Genomic DNA, 18,063 nt, shown 5'->3' with positions numbered 1-18,063 from the left:
CGATATCCCGCTGCGGGCGCAGCGAGTGAAGACAAAAGTTACGCGTATCGTACACAAAAATGGCACTGCGCCGGGCCGGATGGCACCGGACCGGTGCGCCGGCGTCACGCGTTCAGGGCGTAATGCGACAACATGCCGGCGTAAGGCTTGGGCAGCGGGCGCGCCCAATCCCCCAGCTTGCTGGTGGCCAGACGTACCGAGACCAGCGCCTCGGCCATCTTCACGGCGCAGGTGACGCCGTCGATGACGGGCGCGCCGATCGCGTCGGCAATCTCGTCGCAGAGGTCGGTCATGCCGGCGCAGCCCAGCACGATGCAGTCGCTGCGGTCTTCGGCCAGCGCCTGGCGGCAGGCTTCGGTGATGATGCGGCGTGCGTCGGAGCCCGGCCTTTCCAGGTCCAGCACGGGCAGGTCGCTGGCGCGCACGTTGCGGCAGAAACGCGCCATGCCGTAGCGTTCGGCCAGGTGCCAGGCGATATTGCAGGTACGCGACAGCGTGGTGACCACGCTGAAGCTGGTGCCGATGAAGCTGGCCGCATGCATGGCCGCCTCGGCTACCCCGATCACGGGCCCGCGTGCCAGTTCGCGCGCGGCGAACAGGCCAGGGTCGCCGAAGCAGGCGATCACGTAGCCGTCGATGCCTTCGCGCTCGCCGGCCAGGATCTCGTCCAGGATACCCGGCACGCTCAGCGCCTCGTCGTAGTGGCTCTCGATCGAGGCCGGCCCCATGCGGGGACTGACGGCCACGATGCGGGTGTCGCCGTGGGCCACGGCCCGGGCGCACTGGCCGATCTTGTCGGTCATGCTCTGCGTGGTGTTCGGATTGATGATCTTGATTTTCATGGTGTCGTTCACGGGGAAATCAGGCCTGGCGGGCATCGGCAATGTGGGCCGGCATCAGCCGCGGCGCGAGCGCGCGGTACAGCACCAGAGCAATGCCCATGCCAATGAACCAGCTGTAGCTGGCCAGCCACTGCCACGACGGAATCACCACGCACAGCACGGGGACGATGGCCGAGGGGATCATGGTGGCCACGGCGGTGGGGTTGTAGCCGCGGCGGTACCAGTAGGTGCCGGTCTTGCGCAGCGTGTAGAGGTCGTCCACCACCACGCGCTGGCGGCGCACAAGGAAGAAGTCGGAGATCAGGATGCCGAACAGCGGGCCGATGAACGCACCCAGCACGTCGAGCGTGTAGTGGATCATCGTCGGGTGGTTATACAGGTTCCACGGCGTGATGAAGATCGATGCCACCGCCGCGATCATGCCGCCCGTGCGCCAGCTGATGTACCTGGGCGAGACGTTCGAGAAGTCGAAGGCCGGGGACACGAAGTTGGCCACGATGTTGATACCGATGGTGGCGGTCATGAACGTGAACGCGCCCAGCAGCATCGCAAAGGTGCTGTCGATATGGCTGACGGTCTCCACGGGGTCGGTGATCAGCTTGCCGAACACGGGCAGCGTGGCCGACGTGGTCACCACCACCAGCAGCGAGAACCCCAGGAAGTTGACCGGCAGGCCCCAGAAGTTGCCGCGCTTCACGGACCGGAAGTCCTTGGCGTAGCGCGAGAAGTCGCCGAAGTTCAGCATCGGGCCCGAGAAGTACGACACCACCAGCGCGATGGCGCTGAGCATCACGGGCACTGAATCCCAGCCCTGGTACTTCAGGAAGCTCAGCGTGAAGTTGACGTTCTCGATGCCGGCCTTGTTGACCAGCCAGATGGCCAGCGCAATCATCACCACGTACACGGCGGGGCCGGCCCAGTCGATGAACTTGCGGATGGTCTCCATGCCGGTCCAGAACACCAGCGCCTGCAGCACCCAGAGTGTCATGAAGGCGGCCCAGCCCAGCGAGGACAGCCCGGCAAAGCCATGCTGCTTCAGGTCGGCGTACGGCGTCAGCTGCGGGAAGAAATGCAGCGCCAGCACCAGGAACGCGCTGGAGGCCAGGTAGGTCTGGATGCCATACCAGGCCACGGCGATCAGGCCGCGGATGATGGCGGGGATATTGGCGCCCAGCACGCCGAACGATGCGCGGCAGATGACGGGGTAGGGCGTGCCGGTGACCTGGCTGGGTTTGGCCACCAGGTTGCAGAAGCACTGCACGATCACGATGCCGATCAGCAGTGCCAGCAGCACCTGCCAGCTGGACAGCCCCAGCGCGAACAGGCTGCCGGCGGTGATGTAGCCGCCCACGCTGTGCACGTCGGACATCCAGAACGCAAAAATGTTGTAGGTGCCCCAGGTCTGCTTGCGCAGCGGGGCAAGATCCTCATTGGTCAGCCGCTCGTCGTAGCCTGGCTTGATCACGGCGTTGCTATCGGGGGCGTCCGTGCCGAGGGTATCGACGGCGGGCGAAGCGGTCACTGGCATTTCGGGTCTCCGTTGGTGGCCTTGCGTACCTTGCGCAGGTCATCGTTGATTTCGATGTGACTACAAAATTGTCTACAAAATCGTTTTCATTTGTTTACGAAGTTGTAGGTCACAGAGTTTTGATTGTCAACATAACGTGGGACGAATGCGGGTAGACCCGATGCGGGGCGGCCGTCGGGGCGTGGCGCTTGCAGTTTTTACCCGGGGGCCCGCTAATGCTGTCGATTCCGCACAAAGCGGGCGCTGGCCGCGTGGCTGTGCCAAAATCGGCGCCATGCCTCAAGGCGGAGCAAGCATGGTTCACCACCCCACATCCACGGCGGCGGCAGCGGCCGGGGATTGCGCCAAAGAACCGATTCATATTCCTGGCGGCATTCAGCCGCATGGCTTTCTGGTCAGCGTCGACGATGCCGGCAACGTCGTGCAGGCCAGCGCCAACACGGCACTGCTGGCCGGCAGGGCGTCCGGCGAGATCGATCCGTTGCTGGGCCAGCCGCTGGCGGCGCTGGTCGGTGACGGTGCCGCGCTGGCGCTCGACGCGCTGGCGACCCTGAAAGCCGAAGGCATTCCGCTCTATGCCGGATCGGTGGCGGACCCGCGCGGCCTGCGCGACGGCGCGGCGGCTGGCTTGTATTCGCCGCTGGCCATCGTCGTCCACATTTGGCAGGGCGCGCGCATCGTCGAATTCGAGCCCGCGCGCGGCACCGCCGACGTCTTCGCATCGATCTATCCGCTGGTCCGGACCTTTATCAACAGCCTGCAGGACGTGGACAGCGTCCAGGAGCTGGCGCGCCTGGCGGCAGACGAAGTGCATCGCATCACGGGTTTCGGCCGCACCATGGTGTACGCGTTCGACGACGAAGGGCACGGCCACGTGCTGGCCGAGTCGACGGATGCCGGCTACACCAGTTACCTGGGGCAGCGGTTTCCGGCGTCTGATATCCCGCCGCAGGCGCGCGCGCTGTACGTGCGCAACCGCATTCGCCTGATTGCCGATGCCGACTACGTGGCGGTCCCGCTGATGCCGGCGCTGCATCCCGCCACGGGCCAGCCCACCGACCTGACCTATGCATCGCTGCGCAGCATTTCGCCCGTGCACGTGCAGTACATGAAGAACATGGGCACCTGCGCGTCGATGTCGATGTCGATCGTCGTGCGCGGGCGGTTATGGGGCCTGATCTCCTGCCATCACGCCACGGCGCGCGTGGCGTCGTTCGAAGTGCGCACGGCGTGCGAGCACATCGCGCAGGTGCTGTCGCTGCAGGTGGAGGCCAAGGAGGATCACGACGAGGCCAGCTACCGCCTGGCGCTGCGCCGGCGGCAGACCGGGCTGCTGGCGTCCATGGCCAATACCGACGACTTCATCGAGGCCATCTCGGGCGATGCCGACGACCTGCTGGCGCTGGTGGGTGCCACGGGCGCGGCGGCGGTGTTCGAGGGCCGTATCGTCCGGATCGGCGAGGCCCCGTCCGACGCGGCCATCGAAGGCTTGCTGGCGTGGCTGGACACGCGCGGCGAGGACGTCTATGCCACCGACCAGCTCGCGACCGAATGGACCGATGCCGCCGCGCAAGGCATGGGCCCCGAGGCAGCCGGCATGCTGGTGGTGCCGCTGTCGCGCATGTTCCGCAACTACGTGATCTGGTTCCGGGCCGAGGTGGTGCGCACCATCCGCTGGGCGGGCGACCCGCGCGCCAGGCTGGCGGACCTGTCGGCGTCGCTGTCGCCGCGCGAGAGCTTCGATGTCTGGACGCAGACGGTGCGCGGCCGGAGCGAACCGTGGCGGGCGGCGGAACTGGAAATGGCCACCGAGTTTCGCGGTGCGTTGCTGGGCATCGTGCTGCGGCGAGCCGAGGAACTGGCCCATTTGGCGCTGGAGCTTGGCCGCGTGAACCGCGAACTCGAAGGGTTCTCGTATTCGGTGTCGCATGACCTGCGCGCGCCGCTGCGTCATATCGTCGGGTTTGCCGATCTGCTGCGCGAGATGGACCAGGACCGGCTGTCGGAGCGCGGCCGGCATTTTGTCGAGCGCATCATTGCGCAGGCACGTTTCGGCGGCAAGCTCGTGGACGACCTGCTGGCGTTCTCGCAGATGGGGCGCGCCGCCCTGCGTCCGCAGCGCGTGGACCTGCGGGCGCTGGCCGAGCGCCTGCTGGCCGAGGAAACCAAGGGGCTTGGCACGCGGCGCCTGCAATACAAGGTCGGCGCGCTGGGTCAGGTGACGGCAGATCCGGTGCTGATGGACGTGGTGCTGCGGAACCTGATCGCCAACGCGATAAAATTCACCGGCACGCGCGGCGCCGATGCCGAGGGCCCTGCCGGCATGGTCGAGGTGGGCACGATGCCCGGCGAGGCAGCCTTCGAAGGCCAGGACCTGTTCTTCGTGCGCGACAACGGCGTGGGCTTCGACATGCGCTACGCCGACAAGCTGTTTGGCGTGTTCCAGCGACTGCACCGCGTGGAGGAATTCCCCGGTACCGGCATCGGACTGGCCAGCGTGCGGCGTATTGTCGAGCGTCATGGCGGCAAGGCGTGGGCCGAAGGCGAGGTCGATCGCGGGGCCACGATCTGGTTTTCGTTGCCGCGTGATTTCGTGCCGGAGGGCACCGCCGGTGTCAATGAAACGGCCGCCGAGGCCGCGGCCCGGCTGGCAGCGGTGTCGTCGGGCCAGCCGTACCGGCCCGTGTTGAAAGATGCAAGAAACCCGGAGAACGAGCGTGCTGAGGCCGATCCTGCTGGTGGAAGACAATCCTGACGACATCGAGCTGACGTTGATCGCGCTGCAGAAAACCCGCCTTGCCAACCCGGTGGTGTCGGTGCGCGACGGTGCGGAGGCGCTCGATTTCCTGCGCCGCGAAGGCGCCTATGCCGATCGCCCGGAAGAGAATCCGGCGGTGATCCTGCTGGACAAGAAGCTGCCGAAGGTGGACGGCCACGAGGTGCTGCGCGAGGTGCGCGCGGACGATCGGCTGCGCCGCGTGCCGGTCGTGATGCTGACATCGTCGCGCGAGGAACGCGACCTGCTCAGGAGCTATGACCTGGGCGTCAATGCCTATGTGGTGAAGCCGGTCGAGTTTGACGATTTCATGGCCGCCATCAACGACCTGGGCGTATTCTGGGCCGTGCTGAACGAGCCGCCGCCGTACTCGCGCTAGCCTGCGCGGCGCTAGCGCGCGCCGCCCGCCAGTTGCGCCCGAGGCAGTTGCACGCGGAACATCGATCCCTTGCCCAGTCCGTCGCTGTGCGCGCTCACGCTGCCGTTGTGCATCAGCACCAGATTCTTGACCATCCACAGCCCCAGGCCCAGGCCCGGCGCGCGATTGGCGTGTTCGCGGTGGGCCTGTTCGAACCGCTCGAAGATGCGCTCGAGTGCTTCGGGCGCGATGCCCACGCCGGAATCCCGCACGGATAGCACGACGTGCGCGCCGTCCGACGCGACGGCCAGTTCCACGGTGCCGCGCTCCGCGAACTTCAGCGCATTGGTCAGCAGGTTCAGCACCACCTGCTTGATCCGATGCTCGTCGGCCATCACCAGGCAGGGCAGCGCCGGCGCGACGATCAGCGTCACGTTCCTCGACTCCGCATCCAGACGCAGATCTTCGGCCACCGTGGCCGCCAGGGCCGCCATGTCCAGCAGGCGCAGATCCACCGACAGCTTGCCGGTGGCAATGGCACCGCTGTCGAGCAGATCGTCCACCATGCGGGCCAGCTGGCGGGTATTGCGTTCGATGACCTCCCCGGCACGCCGCACGTGGGCCGGGTCGGTGCCGCGCTCCAGCAGCGTGGTCCACCACAGGATGGCGTGCAGCGGCGAGCGTAGTTCGTGGCTGACCGCTGCCACGAAATGGTCCATGGCGCGGGCACCGCGCTCGCTCACTTCGCGGGCGCGCTGCTCTTCCTCGGCCACTGCCTGGTAGTGCAGTTCCGACGCCTTGCGCGCCGTGATGTCGATCGTGAAGCCGATCAACGACTGGGCCGAGCCGTCCTCGAGATAGCGTGCGGCGCCGCGCGACATCAGCCAGCGCATGGCGCCGTCCTGCCAGAGCACGCGGTACTCCACCTCGAAATGCGCGCGGCTGGCGATGGCCGCTGTCATGGCGGTACGCACCATCTCGCGGTCGTCCACGTGCATCAGTTCGCCAAAGACCCGCGCCTCATTGATGGCGTCGTCCGGCTGCAGCCCCATGTTGGCCTTGCACTGGTCGGTACAGGCCATGAACCCGGTGGCGACGTCGAGTTCCCACGCGCCAACCTTGGCAAACGCGAGCAGCTCCTCAAGCTGTTTGCGGTGCGTTTGCAGCGCCGCATTGGCTTCTTCCACCAGCACCTGGCGCAGCCGCGCCTGCGACCGCAGCTTGGCGTGCTCGCGGCGGGTCTGTTCGGTCTTGACGATGTGATCGGTCACGTCCATGACCTGGAGCACGAATGCCGCGTCCGATACGCCATCCAGCCGCGTCGCCTTCGCCTGCCAGTATCGTTCGGTATTGCCGGTGCCGGCGGGGTGGCCGTCGTAGCGGATCAGCGGCGACAGGCGCGATTCGCCTTCCAGCAGGTCGTCGAGCGTGCTGGCAAGCCAATCCCGGCGTGCCGCCATCTGGGATTCGGACAGCGAGGGATTGATGTCGAAGACCGACTTGCCCATGACATCGTTGCGCGAGCGGCCGGCCATGGCCAGGTAACGGGCATTGGCGGCCACGACTTCGAACGCCGCATTTAGCACCAGATAGGACTCGGGCAGGGCGTCGAACAGCGCCCCCGTATCAAACGCACGTTGGAGCGGTGGCTGTTGTTCGAGAGCGTCGGGCATCAGCGTATCGCGCGGCTACCACGCGCCGGATTCGGCGTGCGCGGCAACACGAGCCAGCAGATCGTTGAACGCCCGCTGCGCCCCCGCGCCAGCGTGCGCGATCTCTGCCGGCTCGCGCACGCTGGCCGACGTGGCGGCGCGCAGTGCGGCCAGCACGTCACGCAAAGTGGGCGATGGTGAGGCAGGGCTGGATGGGGTCGAGTGTTCAGTCACGCGGGTGATGATCCGATGGTCCCGAAGTGTGCGGCGAGCGCACCGCCCGGCGTGGCAGCGATGCATAAGGATGCGTGCCCACATGGTACAGGAAGTCCTCTGACGCACGGATGCTGCGGCGTTGTGCGCATTTGCACGCCGGCGCGGACGGAAAAAGGGCGCTACCCCTTGCCGGGTGCGCCCCTTTCCCTGCTATCTAAACTCTATCGGAGGATGTCAGACATCCTATCAATGCCCGGACTTCCAGACAGGTAGCGTCGCTCAGGCAGCCGCCTTCACCGCCTGGCGCGCAATCAGCTTCCACTGCCCGCCTTGCTTTTGCCATACCTGTAGCACCTTGAGCAGCACGGTTCCCTGCTTGCCGCTGTCGAGCGTCTCGCCGGACAGCGTATGGCGGATTACCGCGACGTCGCCTGACACATGCACGGTCTGGTCGGTAATGGTGATGCTGACGAAGTCCGACTTCTTGTCGAGCAGGTCGCCGATAAAGCTGGTCTTGGTGTCGATGCGGCCGCCGGAGTGGCCGTAGCTCAGCGAATCGGCCACCAGGCCTGACAGGGTGGCCTGGTCCGGATCAACCATGGCCACGCGCAGCTTTTCGGCGGCGGCGGTGACGGCCTGGTCGGACGATTGCGCCACGGCCGGCGTGGCGGCGATGCCCAGCAAGATGGCGGCGCCGAGCGCCGCGGTGAATCTACGCATGATGTCTCCCATTTGTTCTGTTGTGCCTGGGTGGGTCGATGGCAACCGCCGCGTGGAATGTCGTCGCGAGCAGTTATACGTCATCGTATCACAGCGGGGCAGAACCGCAACGCGTGACATGCGGCCGGGAGACAGCGGGTCAGCCCTCCTTGCCATCCAGGCGCGGACGGGCCAGGAAGGGGGTGTATTTCACGAGGTACAGGACCAGGGACAGCACCCACAGCGCGCCGGATAGCGCGATGGCCTGTGGCTTCAGTTCTGGCAGCCAAAGCGGGCCAGCCGCCCGTATCACGGCAGCCAGCACCATAAACAGATAGGCAAGGTGTTCCATGCGGCCAGTTTCAAGCCGGCGGCCGGTATGGCCAAGGGCGGTGCGCGTGACCATCGCGATGATGGCGCAGCCGATCACGCCGACGGTCAGGGCATGCAGCGCCGTGGAGCGGTCGAGCCAGCCGGCGGCGGCAGCGGCGATCAGGACGAAGCCGATCGGCAGGAACGCGTAGGCGACGTGCAGGATGCTGACAATGGGCCTGCGAAGTGTGCGATGCGAATCCCAGCCATGCAGGCGGACGCCATGGGCAACCGCCGCTGCCAGTGCCAGCATGCCGGTCAGCCACGCGGGCGCCTGCAGTGTGGCGGCAACCGTGGCCAGCAGGGTCAGCGCGACCACGCCGCGTTCCACCGTCTGCCAGCGGCGGATGCGCACGCCGGGAATCGCATTGGCGGTGAACATCGGAATCACGCGCCCGCCGATCACGGTCACGAAAATCGCCACCAGACCGGTGGCCGCTTCGGCCGCATGCAGTGCCCAGTCGATGCGGCCTGCCTGAAGGGCGCCGTGAAACCCGATATTGAGCGCGCCCATGATGCCCAGCGCGATCGCCAGCCCGTAGTTTCGCTGGCTCCTGGCCCGGCGCAGGATGCTGTAGAAGCTCAGGCTGCATAGGGGAAGGAAGGCCACATCGGCCGCAATGGCCGCCCAGGCCGGCCCGGTCCACATCAGCACGCGGGCCAGCAGCCATACGCCGGCCAGCGCACCGAGCCAGGCGCCCTGCGGGGTTTGCAGGCCAGTCCAGTTCTTGCCCGCCGTAAAGAGAAAGCCCACGACGACGGCGCCCGAGAACCCGAACACCATCTCGTGGGCGTGCCACGCCATGCTGCCCAGCCACGGCTGCGTGGCTGGTATCCACCAGCCCAGATACATCGCCACCCAGGCCGCCATGGCCATCGCGCCGAATGCCGCGGCCAGCAGGTAGAAGGGACGGAAGCCGAGCGCCAGGATGGGCAGGCCGCGATAGGCGGGCGCGCGCGAAGGTGGGGAGATCTGCAGCAGGACGGACATGGTGAGAAGCGCGAAGGGATGATGACGTGCAGGAACGTGCGGTGTGACGGAATCGATTCTAGGAAAGATGCATATGAAATGCAATTTATTGAGGCGGCGCTGCATGAAATCCGTTGCGTAAGTGAAAACACCGAGGCGATTTACCCTCAACCCCTCCTCGCGTAGGGGTAAATCGAAGCCATGTCTACCCGTTAGCCACACAAAGCAGACATTGATCAGAGCGGCGCGCAACGACGCCCGCCAATACCACTAGAACGGGTTCTCTCAGCGATGTCGGTCATGGCGCACGCCGTGGCTCCAATCGTGTTTTGGCCTGACGTTGGGCCGCTGAATCGGGAAAAGAGGGAGAAGCACCGTGAAATTCAGGGATCTTTCGATCAAGACCAAGCTCCTGGCGGGGTTTGGCACGCTGGCGCTCGTCGTGCTGGTGGTGTCCGGGTTGTCGCTCCGTGCGCTGAGCCGGTCTACCGAGAGCTTTGCCGCCTATATCAACGGGCTCAATGCCCGGGCCGAAGTGGCCTCCCAGGTGCGCACCGCCGTGGACCGTCGGGCCATTGCCGCGCGTAACCTGGTGCTGGTGACCACGCAGGCCGCTCTGGACACCGAAAAGGCCGAGGTGCTCAAGGCCCACGACGATGTGGGTGCGCGCCTTGGAAAGCTCAAGCAGATGGTCATGGCCGAGGGGGTCAGCGAAGGCGCGCGCAGCCTGGTGTCCGAGATCGACCGCATCGAATCGCGCTACGGTCCCGTGGCGACCGACATCGTCGGACTGGCGCTAGACGGCAAGAAGGACGCCGCGATTGCCAAGATGAACGCTGAATGCCGGCCGCTGCTGGCCGCGCTGGTCAAGGCCACGCGCGACTACGCGGATTTCACGCGCGAGCGCCAGGAGGAGATGATCCGCAACCTCGACGACGACTACGCGCGGCAACGCGCGTTCCTGATCGTGGTGGCGATTGCCGCCGTGGCGTTCGGCATCTTCGGCGGGCTGCTGCTGACGCGGGCCATTACCGGCCCGATCCAGCGCGCGGTCGAGGTGGCGCGCACGGTGGCCCGGGGCGAGGTCGGCATGCGGATCGAGGTGGATTCCCAGGACGAGCCGGGCCGCCTGCTGGCCGCGCTGCGCGACATGAACGACCGGCTGGCCGAAACGGTCGTGCGCGTGCGCGAAAGCAGCGGCAGTATCGCGATTGCCACCGGCGAGATCGCCAGCGGCAACATGGACCTGTCCAGCCGTACCGAACAGCAGGCGGCGTCGCTGGAGGAAACGGCGGCAAGCATCGAAGAACTGACCGCCACGGTACGCCACAACACCGACAACGCCCGGCAGGCCAGCGAACTGGCGCGCAATGCCGCCGCAGTGGCGCAGCAGGGCAGCGGCAGGGTGGGGCTCGTGGTCGATACGATGGAGGGCATCAGCGCCAGTTCGTCGAAGATCGCTGACATCACCGGCATCATCGAGAGCATCGCGTTCCAGACCAATATCCTGGCGCTGAACGCGGCGGTGGAGGCTGCGCGCGCGGGCGAACAGGGTCGTGGCTTCGCGGTGGTGGCCAGCGAGGTGCGCAGTCTGGCGCAGCGCTCATCGAACGCCGCCAAGGAGATCAAGGAACTGATCGACGCCTCGGTGGCGCAGGTGCGGGCCGGTTCGACGCTGGCCAGCGAGGCCGGCCAGACCATGGTCGAAGTCACCCAGGCCGTGGCGAGCGTGACCCATATCGTCGGCGAAATCGCGGCGGCGTCGGCCGAGCAGAACCGTGGCATCGAGCAGGTGAACCAGGCCATCGTGCAGATCGATCAGGTGACGCAGCAGAACGCGTCGCTGGTGCATGAAGCGGCCGTTGCGTCGAAATCCCTCGAAGAGCAGGGCAAGATGCTGACCGATGCCGTGGCCTTCTTCAAGCTGCCGGGCAACGGCGGTCAGCGCGGCCAGGCAGCCCAGGCGGCAGGTCAGCGCCTGGCCTCGACGGGCGGCATCGCGTTCACGTAAGCGGCATCGGTCAGGGTGCGCAGGAACGCCACGATGTCATCGATCTCGCCGTCGGTGAGTGCGGCCGGCATGCCCGGCTTGCGGTTCATCGGCGGCGAGTTCACGTTGATGTTGTCGCGGTAGGCGGCGGGAACGTCGTCGAAGACCTTGCCGCCGCGGTACCACTTGCCCGGATCGATCGAGCGTGTGTTGTAGAACGCCACGGCGTCGCGCAGCGTGGTGAACACGCCGTTGTGCATGAAACGCTGGCGCACCGCCACGTTGCGCAGGCCCGGCGTACGCAGATAGCCACACCACTGCGTGGGCTCGGGCCAGCGCAGGCGCCGCGCGGTGTCGCACAGGCCGTTGTCGAAATGCTTTGGATCGCGGTTGGCGGGCAGCGCGCGATTGCGTGGCACGGCAATCGCGTCGTAGCCGAAGTCGGTGAACAGCGAACGTTCGGGGCGGCTCGCCGTATCGGACAGCGTGTGGCAGCTCATGCAATTGCCCTTGTCAGGATTCTTGAACAGCGCCAGCCCACGGGTTTCCTGAACGGTGAGTGGCGTGCGGCGGCGCAGGTAGTCATCGAAGCGCGACGTGAACGGCGCCATCTCGTCGCTCTGCATGTAGGCCTGCAGCGCGGCGCCCAGCGCGCGCAGCAGCGCCTCCGGGTCGCGGCGCACATCGGGGCCGAACTGTGCGGCGAGGGCGGGTGCGAGGTCGGTGCCGTTGACATTGCGAAGCAGGCCGGCAGGCGTGCCGTTGTTCATCTCGTTGGGGTCCAGCAACGGCCCGCGCACCTGCTCGGCAAGGGTATCGGCGCGGCCATCGGCGAACAGCCCGCCGAACGGCGAGGCGGCGGGAGCATCGTCGTCCTGGTAGAAATGCCGGCGTGGCACGTAGCGGACGTACAGCAGCGAAGGCGGGTTGCGCAGGCTGAAATGACCGGGGCGGCTGCCTTGCGTCACGCCCGGCGTATTGGCGGGCAGCGTGGCCGAGAACGCGCGGGCGGGATCATGGCAACTGGCGCACGACTGGCCGCGCGGCATTGACAGGCGCGCATCGAAGAACGCGCGGCGGCCCAGCGTCACCAGTGCCGGGTCCGGACGGAACACGGCAACGGTGGCGTCCACCTTGGCGGCGACCTTGGGTGTGCCGCTGCCGATGGTGGCCACCACCGTGGCGGGAGGCGCACCCGGCAGCAGCACCGTTTCCGCGGCCAGCACGGGCGATGCCAGCGCCCATGCCAGCAGCATCGCACGGGCGGCGGGCACGCCATTTCTGCGAAACGGATGCCGCATCAGGGCGTCAGGAAGCCGGTCTTGTCGCAGGCAAGCGTGCTGCCGGTCTGGTCGCAGGTGGCCAGCAGCTTGCCGGCCTTGGTGTAGGCCTTGAACTGCCAGCCCGTGGCCGGCGATGCATGACGGTCCATCACCAGGAAGCCGAAGCTTGCGTGATGGGTGATGCGGTCGATCGTCGTGCCGGGTGCGGGGACACTGCCGGCGGGCAGCGGATCGGGCAGGGCCACATCCAGGTTGTCGCCGCCGTTGCCCGAGACGATCGTCGCCGGATGCGCCGACGCGAAGTTGATGGCCTGGAAGTCATGCACGTGGCCATGCAACGCCAGCTGGATACCGGGCGGGTAGTACGCCTGCGCATTCAGGTTCGACATCACCGATTGCAGCGCCAGGTTGCCTGGCGCCGGATTTGCGCCGGCAACCGGGGCGAAGCCCAGGATCGGGTGGTGGTTGGTGAAGATCGTGGTGGTCATGCCCGTCTTCGCGGCCAGTGTCGCCACGGTCTGGAACTGTTTCTGGTAGGCAATGAACTGCGGATCGCTGGTTGCCAGTGCGGTCTTGCCGGCCTTGGCCGAGTCGAACACGATTACCTGCGAGCCACCGCCCAGCGACACCGCATACGGGTCGGCGTAGTTGGCGATGGCGTCATTGGCCGGATCGTCGCACGAGCGCGTTGCATCGTAGGGGCGGGTATCCAGAAAGCGGGCCCAGCCCTGGCCGGCGCGCGCGCATTCCTCGTGGTTGCCGCGCACGACCACCCAGGGTGCCTTGGCCAGCAACGGCGCGGCGGGCTTGAACAGGTCGGCCTGCCACGTGTCCCAGCCATAGCCCCATGGGCTGCCCTGGCAGCCGGCGATGTCGGGCGGGCAGGCGTTCTCGCGGTAGTGGTAGTCGCCGATGTGCAGCACGAGGTCAGGATTGAACCCCGCCGCCGTCGCAGCCAGCGACGCCAGCGGCCACGCTTCGGTGTCGGTACAGGCCTGCCAGGCGTTGTCGGCCTTCTTCAGGCGGCAGCCGGTGTCGGCCAGCACCACGATACGTTGCGGCGTGGCCTTCGGCAGCGGCAGCGCCTGCGTGCCGATGGCGGCGCTGGTGGCGGTGGCTGGCAGCGTGGCTTCGCAGACGGAAACGGGGAATTCGGACGGCTTCGAGTCGGCTGCCGCGCTGGCCGTGGTGCGCAGCGGCACGGTGGCCGGGCCCACGCGCAACGCCATGCGTGCCGCGGTGCCATCGACGGTCAGCAGCGGGCACTGCGCATTCGCGGCGGCGCCGCTCGGCGCCGTATAGCTGGTCACCACGCGGGCAATGGCCTGGTTGCCGTCGCCGATCTCGACCCACGCGGCCTGGATGTTGGCGGTGACCGTGGCCGCATCGGGCGTGGGTGTGGCCGCCGGCGGATTGTTGGTGCCGCCATTGCTGTTGTTGTCGTCGCTGCCGCAGCCGTGCAAAGCCGCCACGGTAGCGAGCGCCGCCACGCCGGCCACGAAGCCGAAGGTCTTTTGTGCGCGCATTCTGGTTTCTCCCCTGTGTGGGGCGACACCGTACCTGCGTGGTGTGAAAGAAATATGACGCCCGCGCCGCCGGCCCGGACGCTCAGTGCGAGCGCCTGGCGCGCGCGGCGGCCTCTGCGGCAGCCGCGCGCAGTTCGGGCGGGAAGCCGCGTATCTCCGAATGGAAGAAGCCGCGCTCGGCCGCACGCAGTGCACCGAGTTGCGTGGCCAGCCGCTCGATGGCGCCGTACGCCTGCGCGGAGGCGCCCTGCTCGTGGGTCAGGTACCAGGCCAGTTCCAGCAGGAGGTTAGCCAGCTGCAGCGCGTTGTAGCAGACGTGGCCGGTGTCGTGTTCCTCCAGCGCGAACGCCGCCACGGACGACCAGCGCACAAAGCCCTTGGCTGGCGCAAACGGCGCGTGAAACGGTCGCAGGGCGTCGATGGCCGCCGCCATCGTCAGAGGCTGCAAGGCGCGGAACGCGGCCAGCGACGCCGGCGCGCCGTCACTGACACTGCCCCGCGCCACGCGTAGCAGGAAGATCGTGTTCCACGCGGACCCACCGCCGACCCCGAAACGGTCGCAGATCCATTCCGACAGGCCCAGCCAGCGCATGGCCTGCCGCTGGACATCCTCCGGCGCCATCTCGCGCGCCACATCGACCAGCCGATAGCGCCAGAACAGCCATAGCGACCAGCCGATATTGGCTGCCGCATGCTGTACCGCATCGACCGAGTCGGCCTCGTAGGCCGCCTGCAATGCGCCGGCGAAGGCGTCGAGCGCCTGACGGGCGGCGTCCTGGCGCTGCGACGCACCGGCCTGTGCCGTTGCTGGCCCGGCCCGATCCGGCCTGGCGGGTCCACTGGGTGCTTCCGGCCGCAGCGCGATGCTCTTGTGAATGAGGGCTTCCAGGTTCAGCGTCTCGAACCGGATGCGCGGGTTATAGCGGACGACGGGACGCAGCTCGGCATCGCCCGACAGCCGCGCCAGTTCGCGCTGCGCCGCGTCGAGTTCGCCCCGCGCGTAGTGTTCCCAGGCACGCACCACATGCGCCATGGCCGCGAACGTGGGCAGCGCCGCGTTGACGCCGCCGGCCACCACGATCCGCTCGAAGCGGCGCAATGCCGCGCGGCTCTTGTCCAGCCGATCGCTGCGGCGCCAGGCCAGGCTTTCCTTGAGTAGCGACAGCGCCTGCTGGAAGTCGTCGGCCGCGGTGCGCTGCGCGGCCCGGAACGACTCGGCCACGCCGTGGTCGAGCACGCCCGCGAAGCCATCCTGCGCGCCGCGCATCGCCTGCGTCAGATGGCGCCAGAACGCCATGTCGCGCATCACGTATTGCAGCCCTTCGCCGCTGGCCTCGGCGGCCGGCGTGGTATCGCCGGCCGGTGACTGCCCCAGCCAGCGCGCCACGCCTGCGGTGCCCAGCGGCTTGCCGTGCGCCGTGAAGCGCAGCCGTTCCGCCGTGGCGGCGGACATCCAGAACGGCCCCCGGCTGCGGCCGTCGGTGCGCAATGCGGAAATGCCGATGGCCTTGTCGTGGCCCCAGCCCACCGGCACACCCCACAGGGCGAAGTCCCCGAACGCGCGCGAGACGATCATGCGCACGTTGGCGGCATCGGCAAAGCGGGCGCGCACGGTGGCCGCGCCCAGGTCTTCGCGATCGCGCGAGGCGGCCAGCCAGATTCGCGCGAGCAACCAGACCGACTGGTAGCGCGCGGCGTGTTCACCCACCCGGTAAGGACCGGAAAGATCGATGGCGACGATGGAGCGGGAGGGTGCGGGGGCGGGCATGGCCGCCATGTTACGCGTGTTACAGCTGCGCCGGTTGGCGGCCTGCAGGACTGCGCCTATGCTCCGCAGCACGATCCGGGCCTGGATTGCCAACCGTCTGCATGACGACAACCCCGATAACCACAAAACTTATAGCGTGTTGATATGCGAAACAGACTTGCCCGATTTTTAATGATGCCCCTCTGGCTGGCCTGCGCAGCCATGACCGTGCAGGCCGCCGAAGTCCCCCTCGATGCCAAGCCGCTGTTCGATGCCGCCGGCGTGGATGGCACCATGGTGGTCTACGACGTGCGCCAGCAGCGCATGCTGACCTACAACCCCAGGCGCGCGGCCACCCCGTATTCGCCGGCATCGACCTTCAAGATCTTCAATTCGCTGATCGGCCTGGAGACCGGCGCCGTGGCCGACGTCGACAACGACAAGCTGCCGTGGGACGGCAAGGTGTGGATGCACCATGGCAAGCCGATCCTGCCGGAAGTCTGCAATGGCGACGTGGCGCTGCGCGTGGCACTGAAGAACTCCTGCGTGCCGGCCTACCAGGCGCTCGCGCGCCGGGTGGGGGCCGCGCAGTACCGCAAGTACCTGCGCGCCGCCAAATTCGGCAACGCCGATGTCGATGGCCCGGTGGACCGCTTCTGGCTTAACGGCCGCCTGCAGATCACTACGTACCAGCAGATCGATTTCCTTGGCAACGCCGCCGCGCACAAGGTGCCGCTGATCTCGGAGCACAGCTTCGCGGCGCTCGACGATATCCTGACCATCGAAAGCACGCCGGCCTACACGCTGCGCGCCAAGACCGGCTGGGCCACATCGGGCAAGGTCGATGTGGGCTGGTGGGTCGGCTGGGTCACGCGCGGCGACGATACCTATGTGTTCGCGATGAACCTGGACATGCCGCGCCCCGAGGTGGGCGCAAAGCGGCAGGAGATTGCCCGCGCGGTGCTCAAGCAGGTGGGCGCGCTGCCTTGACGGCGTAGCGCCGGCCGGGGATCAGGGCGCCAGCTGATCGAGTACCTGGGCAGCGGTCTGCAGGCCGGTGTCGACCAGGTGCTGCATGTAGACGCCCATCTCCGGCATGCACAGCGACATCACCAGCATGCCGCCGAGCAGGGTCACCGGGAAGCCGACCGCGAAGATCGACAGCTGCGGCGACGCGCGGTTCAGGATACCCATGGCCAGGTTCAGCGTCAGCAGCGCGGCAATCATCGGCAGCGCCAGCAGCATGCTGGAGGAAAAGACCATCGATCCTGCACGCGCCACCACGCCCCACCCGTGCCCGGACAGCGGCACGCCGGCAATCGGCACGCCCTGGAAGCTGTCCACCAGGGCGGCCAGCATCATCAGGTGGCCGTCCAGCGACAGGAACATCAGCGTGGCCACGATATTGAGAAAGCGCGACAGCACCATCGTCTGCCCGCCCGACGACCGGTCGTAGAACGCCGCGAACGACAGGCCCATCTGCAGGCCGATGATTTCACCGGCCATCTGCACGGCGGCAAAGATCAGCCGCATCGAGAAGCCCATGGCCACGCCAATGCCCACCTCGTTCATGACGACCAGCAGGCCTTCGTACGAATAGATCGGTGCCGTGGGAATGTGCCCGATCGTGGGCGACACGATCGTGGCCAGCGCGGCCGCCAGCAGGATCTTCGCGCGGCGCGGAATGGTGGACTCGCTGAACAGGGGCGCGGTCGAGATCAACGCCATCAGCCGGAACATCGGCCAGAGAAAGGCGGCGATCCACCCGTACATCTGGTCGGTGGTGACCTCGAACACGGTGCCTGGGTCCTGCGGGGAAGCGGGGGAGGATCAGTGCGCCAGGGCGGGGATGCCCTGGAACACTTCGCGCATGTAGTCGACGAACGTGTTGATCATCCACGGGCCGACCAGCACCATCGTCACGAACAGCGCGACCAGCTTCGGAATGAACGTCAGCGTCATTTCATTGATCTGCGTGGCGGCCTGGAACAGGCTCACCACCAGACCGGCGGCCAGCGCCACCAGCAGCAGCGGGGCGGACAGCATCAGCGTCATCTTCATCGCCTGCGTGGCGATCGTCATGACCATCTCGGGTGTCATCTCA

The 18,063-nt window shown here is 67.1% G+C and carries 15 protein-coding genes; 4 read left to right on the top strand and 11 right to left on the bottom strand.

The window, feature by feature from the left end:
* Nucleotides 1-104 precede the first annotated feature (104 nt).
* Both AC3FJ6_RS12225 and AC3FJ6_RS12220 read right to left on the bottom strand, forming a co-directional pair.
* A complete protein-coding gene (locus AC3FJ6_RS12225) occupies nt 105-842 on the bottom strand; it encodes an aspartate/glutamate racemase family protein (protein WP_488772103.1) in 738 nt (245 codons plus the stop codon).
* Between the two features lie 19 nt (nt 843-861).
* Nucleotides 862-2,370 carry an NCS1 family nucleobase:cation symporter-1 gene (locus tag AC3FJ6_RS12220; protein WP_488772102.1) on the bottom strand — a complete coding sequence of 503 codons (1,509 nt, stop codon included), beginning with the start codon at nt 2,368-2,370 and terminating at the stop codon, nt 862-864.
* Nucleotides 2,371-2,665: 295 nt separating this feature from the next.
* Here AC3FJ6_RS12220 and AC3FJ6_RS12215 point away from each other — a divergent pair, with 295 nt between their 5' ends.
* Both AC3FJ6_RS12215 and AC3FJ6_RS12210 read left to right on the top strand, forming a co-directional pair.
* On the top strand, nt 2,666-5,125 hold the full coding sequence (locus AC3FJ6_RS12215) for an ATP-binding protein (protein ID WP_488772100.1): 2,460 nt from the start codon (nt 2,666-2,668) through the stop codon (nt 5,123-5,125).
* On the top strand, nt 5,088-5,525 hold the full coding sequence (locus tag AC3FJ6_RS12210) for a response regulator (RefSeq protein ID WP_400395617.1): 438 nt from the start codon (nt 5,088-5,090) through the stop codon (nt 5,523-5,525). The genes AC3FJ6_RS12215 and AC3FJ6_RS12210 overlap by 38 nt, the downstream gene beginning before the upstream one ends.
* An 11-nt stretch (nt 5,526-5,536) precedes the next feature.
* Here AC3FJ6_RS12210 and AC3FJ6_RS12205 read toward each other — a convergent pair whose 3' ends face one another.
* The 4 genes from AC3FJ6_RS12205 to AC3FJ6_RS12190 all read right to left on the bottom strand — a co-directional run bounded on the left by AC3FJ6_RS12205 (nt 5,537) and on the right by AC3FJ6_RS12190 (nt 9,434).
* On the bottom strand, nt 5,537-7,177 hold the full coding sequence (locus AC3FJ6_RS12205; RefSeq protein WP_488772099.1) for a sensor histidine kinase: 1,641 nt from the start codon (nt 7,175-7,177) through the stop codon (nt 5,537-5,539).
* Nucleotides 7,178-7,192: 15 nt separating this feature from the next.
* The gene (locus tag AC3FJ6_RS12200) at nt 7,193-7,390 is read right to left on the bottom strand and encodes a hypothetical protein (protein WP_488772097.1); all 198 of its coding nucleotides are present in this window, start codon (nt 7,388-7,390) and stop codon (nt 7,193-7,195) included.
* Between the two features lie 261 nt (nt 7,391-7,651).
* Nucleotides 7,652-8,092, bottom strand: a complete 441-nt coding sequence (locus tag AC3FJ6_RS12195) for a nuclear transport factor 2 family protein (RefSeq protein WP_488772096.1) — start codon at nt 8,090-8,092, stop codon at nt 7,652-7,654.
* Between the two features lie 139 nt (nt 8,093-8,231).
* Entirely contained in the window at nt 8,232-9,434 is a 1,203-nt protein-coding gene (locus AC3FJ6_RS12190) for an NnrS family protein (protein WP_488772095.1), read from the bottom strand.
* Nucleotides 9,435-9,789: 355 nt separating this feature from the next.
* Between AC3FJ6_RS12190 and AC3FJ6_RS12185 the strand changes: the two genes are divergently transcribed.
* A complete protein-coding gene (locus tag AC3FJ6_RS12185; protein ID WP_488772093.1) occupies nt 9,790-11,424 on the top strand; it encodes a methyl-accepting chemotaxis protein in 1,635 nt (544 codons plus the stop codon).
* Here AC3FJ6_RS12185 and AC3FJ6_RS12180 read toward each other — a convergent pair.
* The 3 genes from AC3FJ6_RS12180 to AC3FJ6_RS12170 form a co-directional block, all read right to left on the bottom strand.
* Nucleotides 11,385-12,659 carry a cytochrome-c peroxidase gene (locus AC3FJ6_RS12180; protein WP_488772375.1) on the bottom strand — a complete coding sequence of 425 codons (1,275 nt, stop codon included), beginning with the start codon at nt 12,657-12,659 and terminating at the stop codon, nt 11,385-11,387. The genes AC3FJ6_RS12185 and AC3FJ6_RS12180 overlap by 40 nt on opposite strands.
* 44 nt (nt 12,660-12,703) lie before the next feature.
* A complete protein-coding gene (locus AC3FJ6_RS12175; RefSeq protein ID WP_488772092.1) occupies nt 12,704-14,212 on the bottom strand; it encodes a metallophosphoesterase family protein in 1,509 nt (502 codons plus the stop codon).
* Between the two features lie 82 nt (nt 14,213-14,294).
* Nucleotides 14,295-15,980 (bottom strand): hypothetical protein, encoded by a 1,686-nt coding sequence (locus AC3FJ6_RS12170; RefSeq protein WP_488772091.1) that lies wholly within the window; start codon nt 15,978-15,980, stop codon nt 14,295-14,297.
* Nucleotides 15,981-16,124: 144 nt separating this feature from the next.
* Between AC3FJ6_RS12170 and blaOXA the strand changes: the two genes are divergently transcribed.
* Complete coding sequence (blaOXA, locus tag AC3FJ6_RS12165; RefSeq protein ID WP_488772090.1) at nt 16,125-16,949, top strand: OXA-1206 family carbapenem-hydrolyzing class D beta-lactamase; 825 nt, start codon at nt 16,125-16,127, stop codon at nt 16,947-16,949.
* A 21-nt stretch (nt 16,950-16,970) separates the two neighbouring features.
* Here blaOXA and fliR read toward each other — a convergent pair whose 3' ends face one another.
* On the bottom strand, nt 16,971-17,756 hold the full coding sequence (gene fliR / locus AC3FJ6_RS12160) for a flagellar biosynthetic protein FliR (protein WP_488772088.1): 786 nt from the start codon (nt 17,754-17,756) through the stop codon (nt 16,971-16,973).
* 33 nt (nt 17,757-17,789) lie between these two features.
* On the bottom strand, nt 17,790-18,059 hold the full coding sequence (gene fliQ, locus AC3FJ6_RS12155; protein ID WP_061958832.1) for a flagellar biosynthesis protein FliQ: 270 nt from the start codon (nt 18,057-18,059) through the stop codon (nt 17,790-17,792).
* Between the last annotated feature and the right edge of the window lie 4 nt (nt 18,060-18,063).

Source organism: Cupriavidus sp. 94F1, from assembly GCF_057798875.1.
This window is presented reverse-complemented; position numbering and strand designations above follow the sequence as displayed.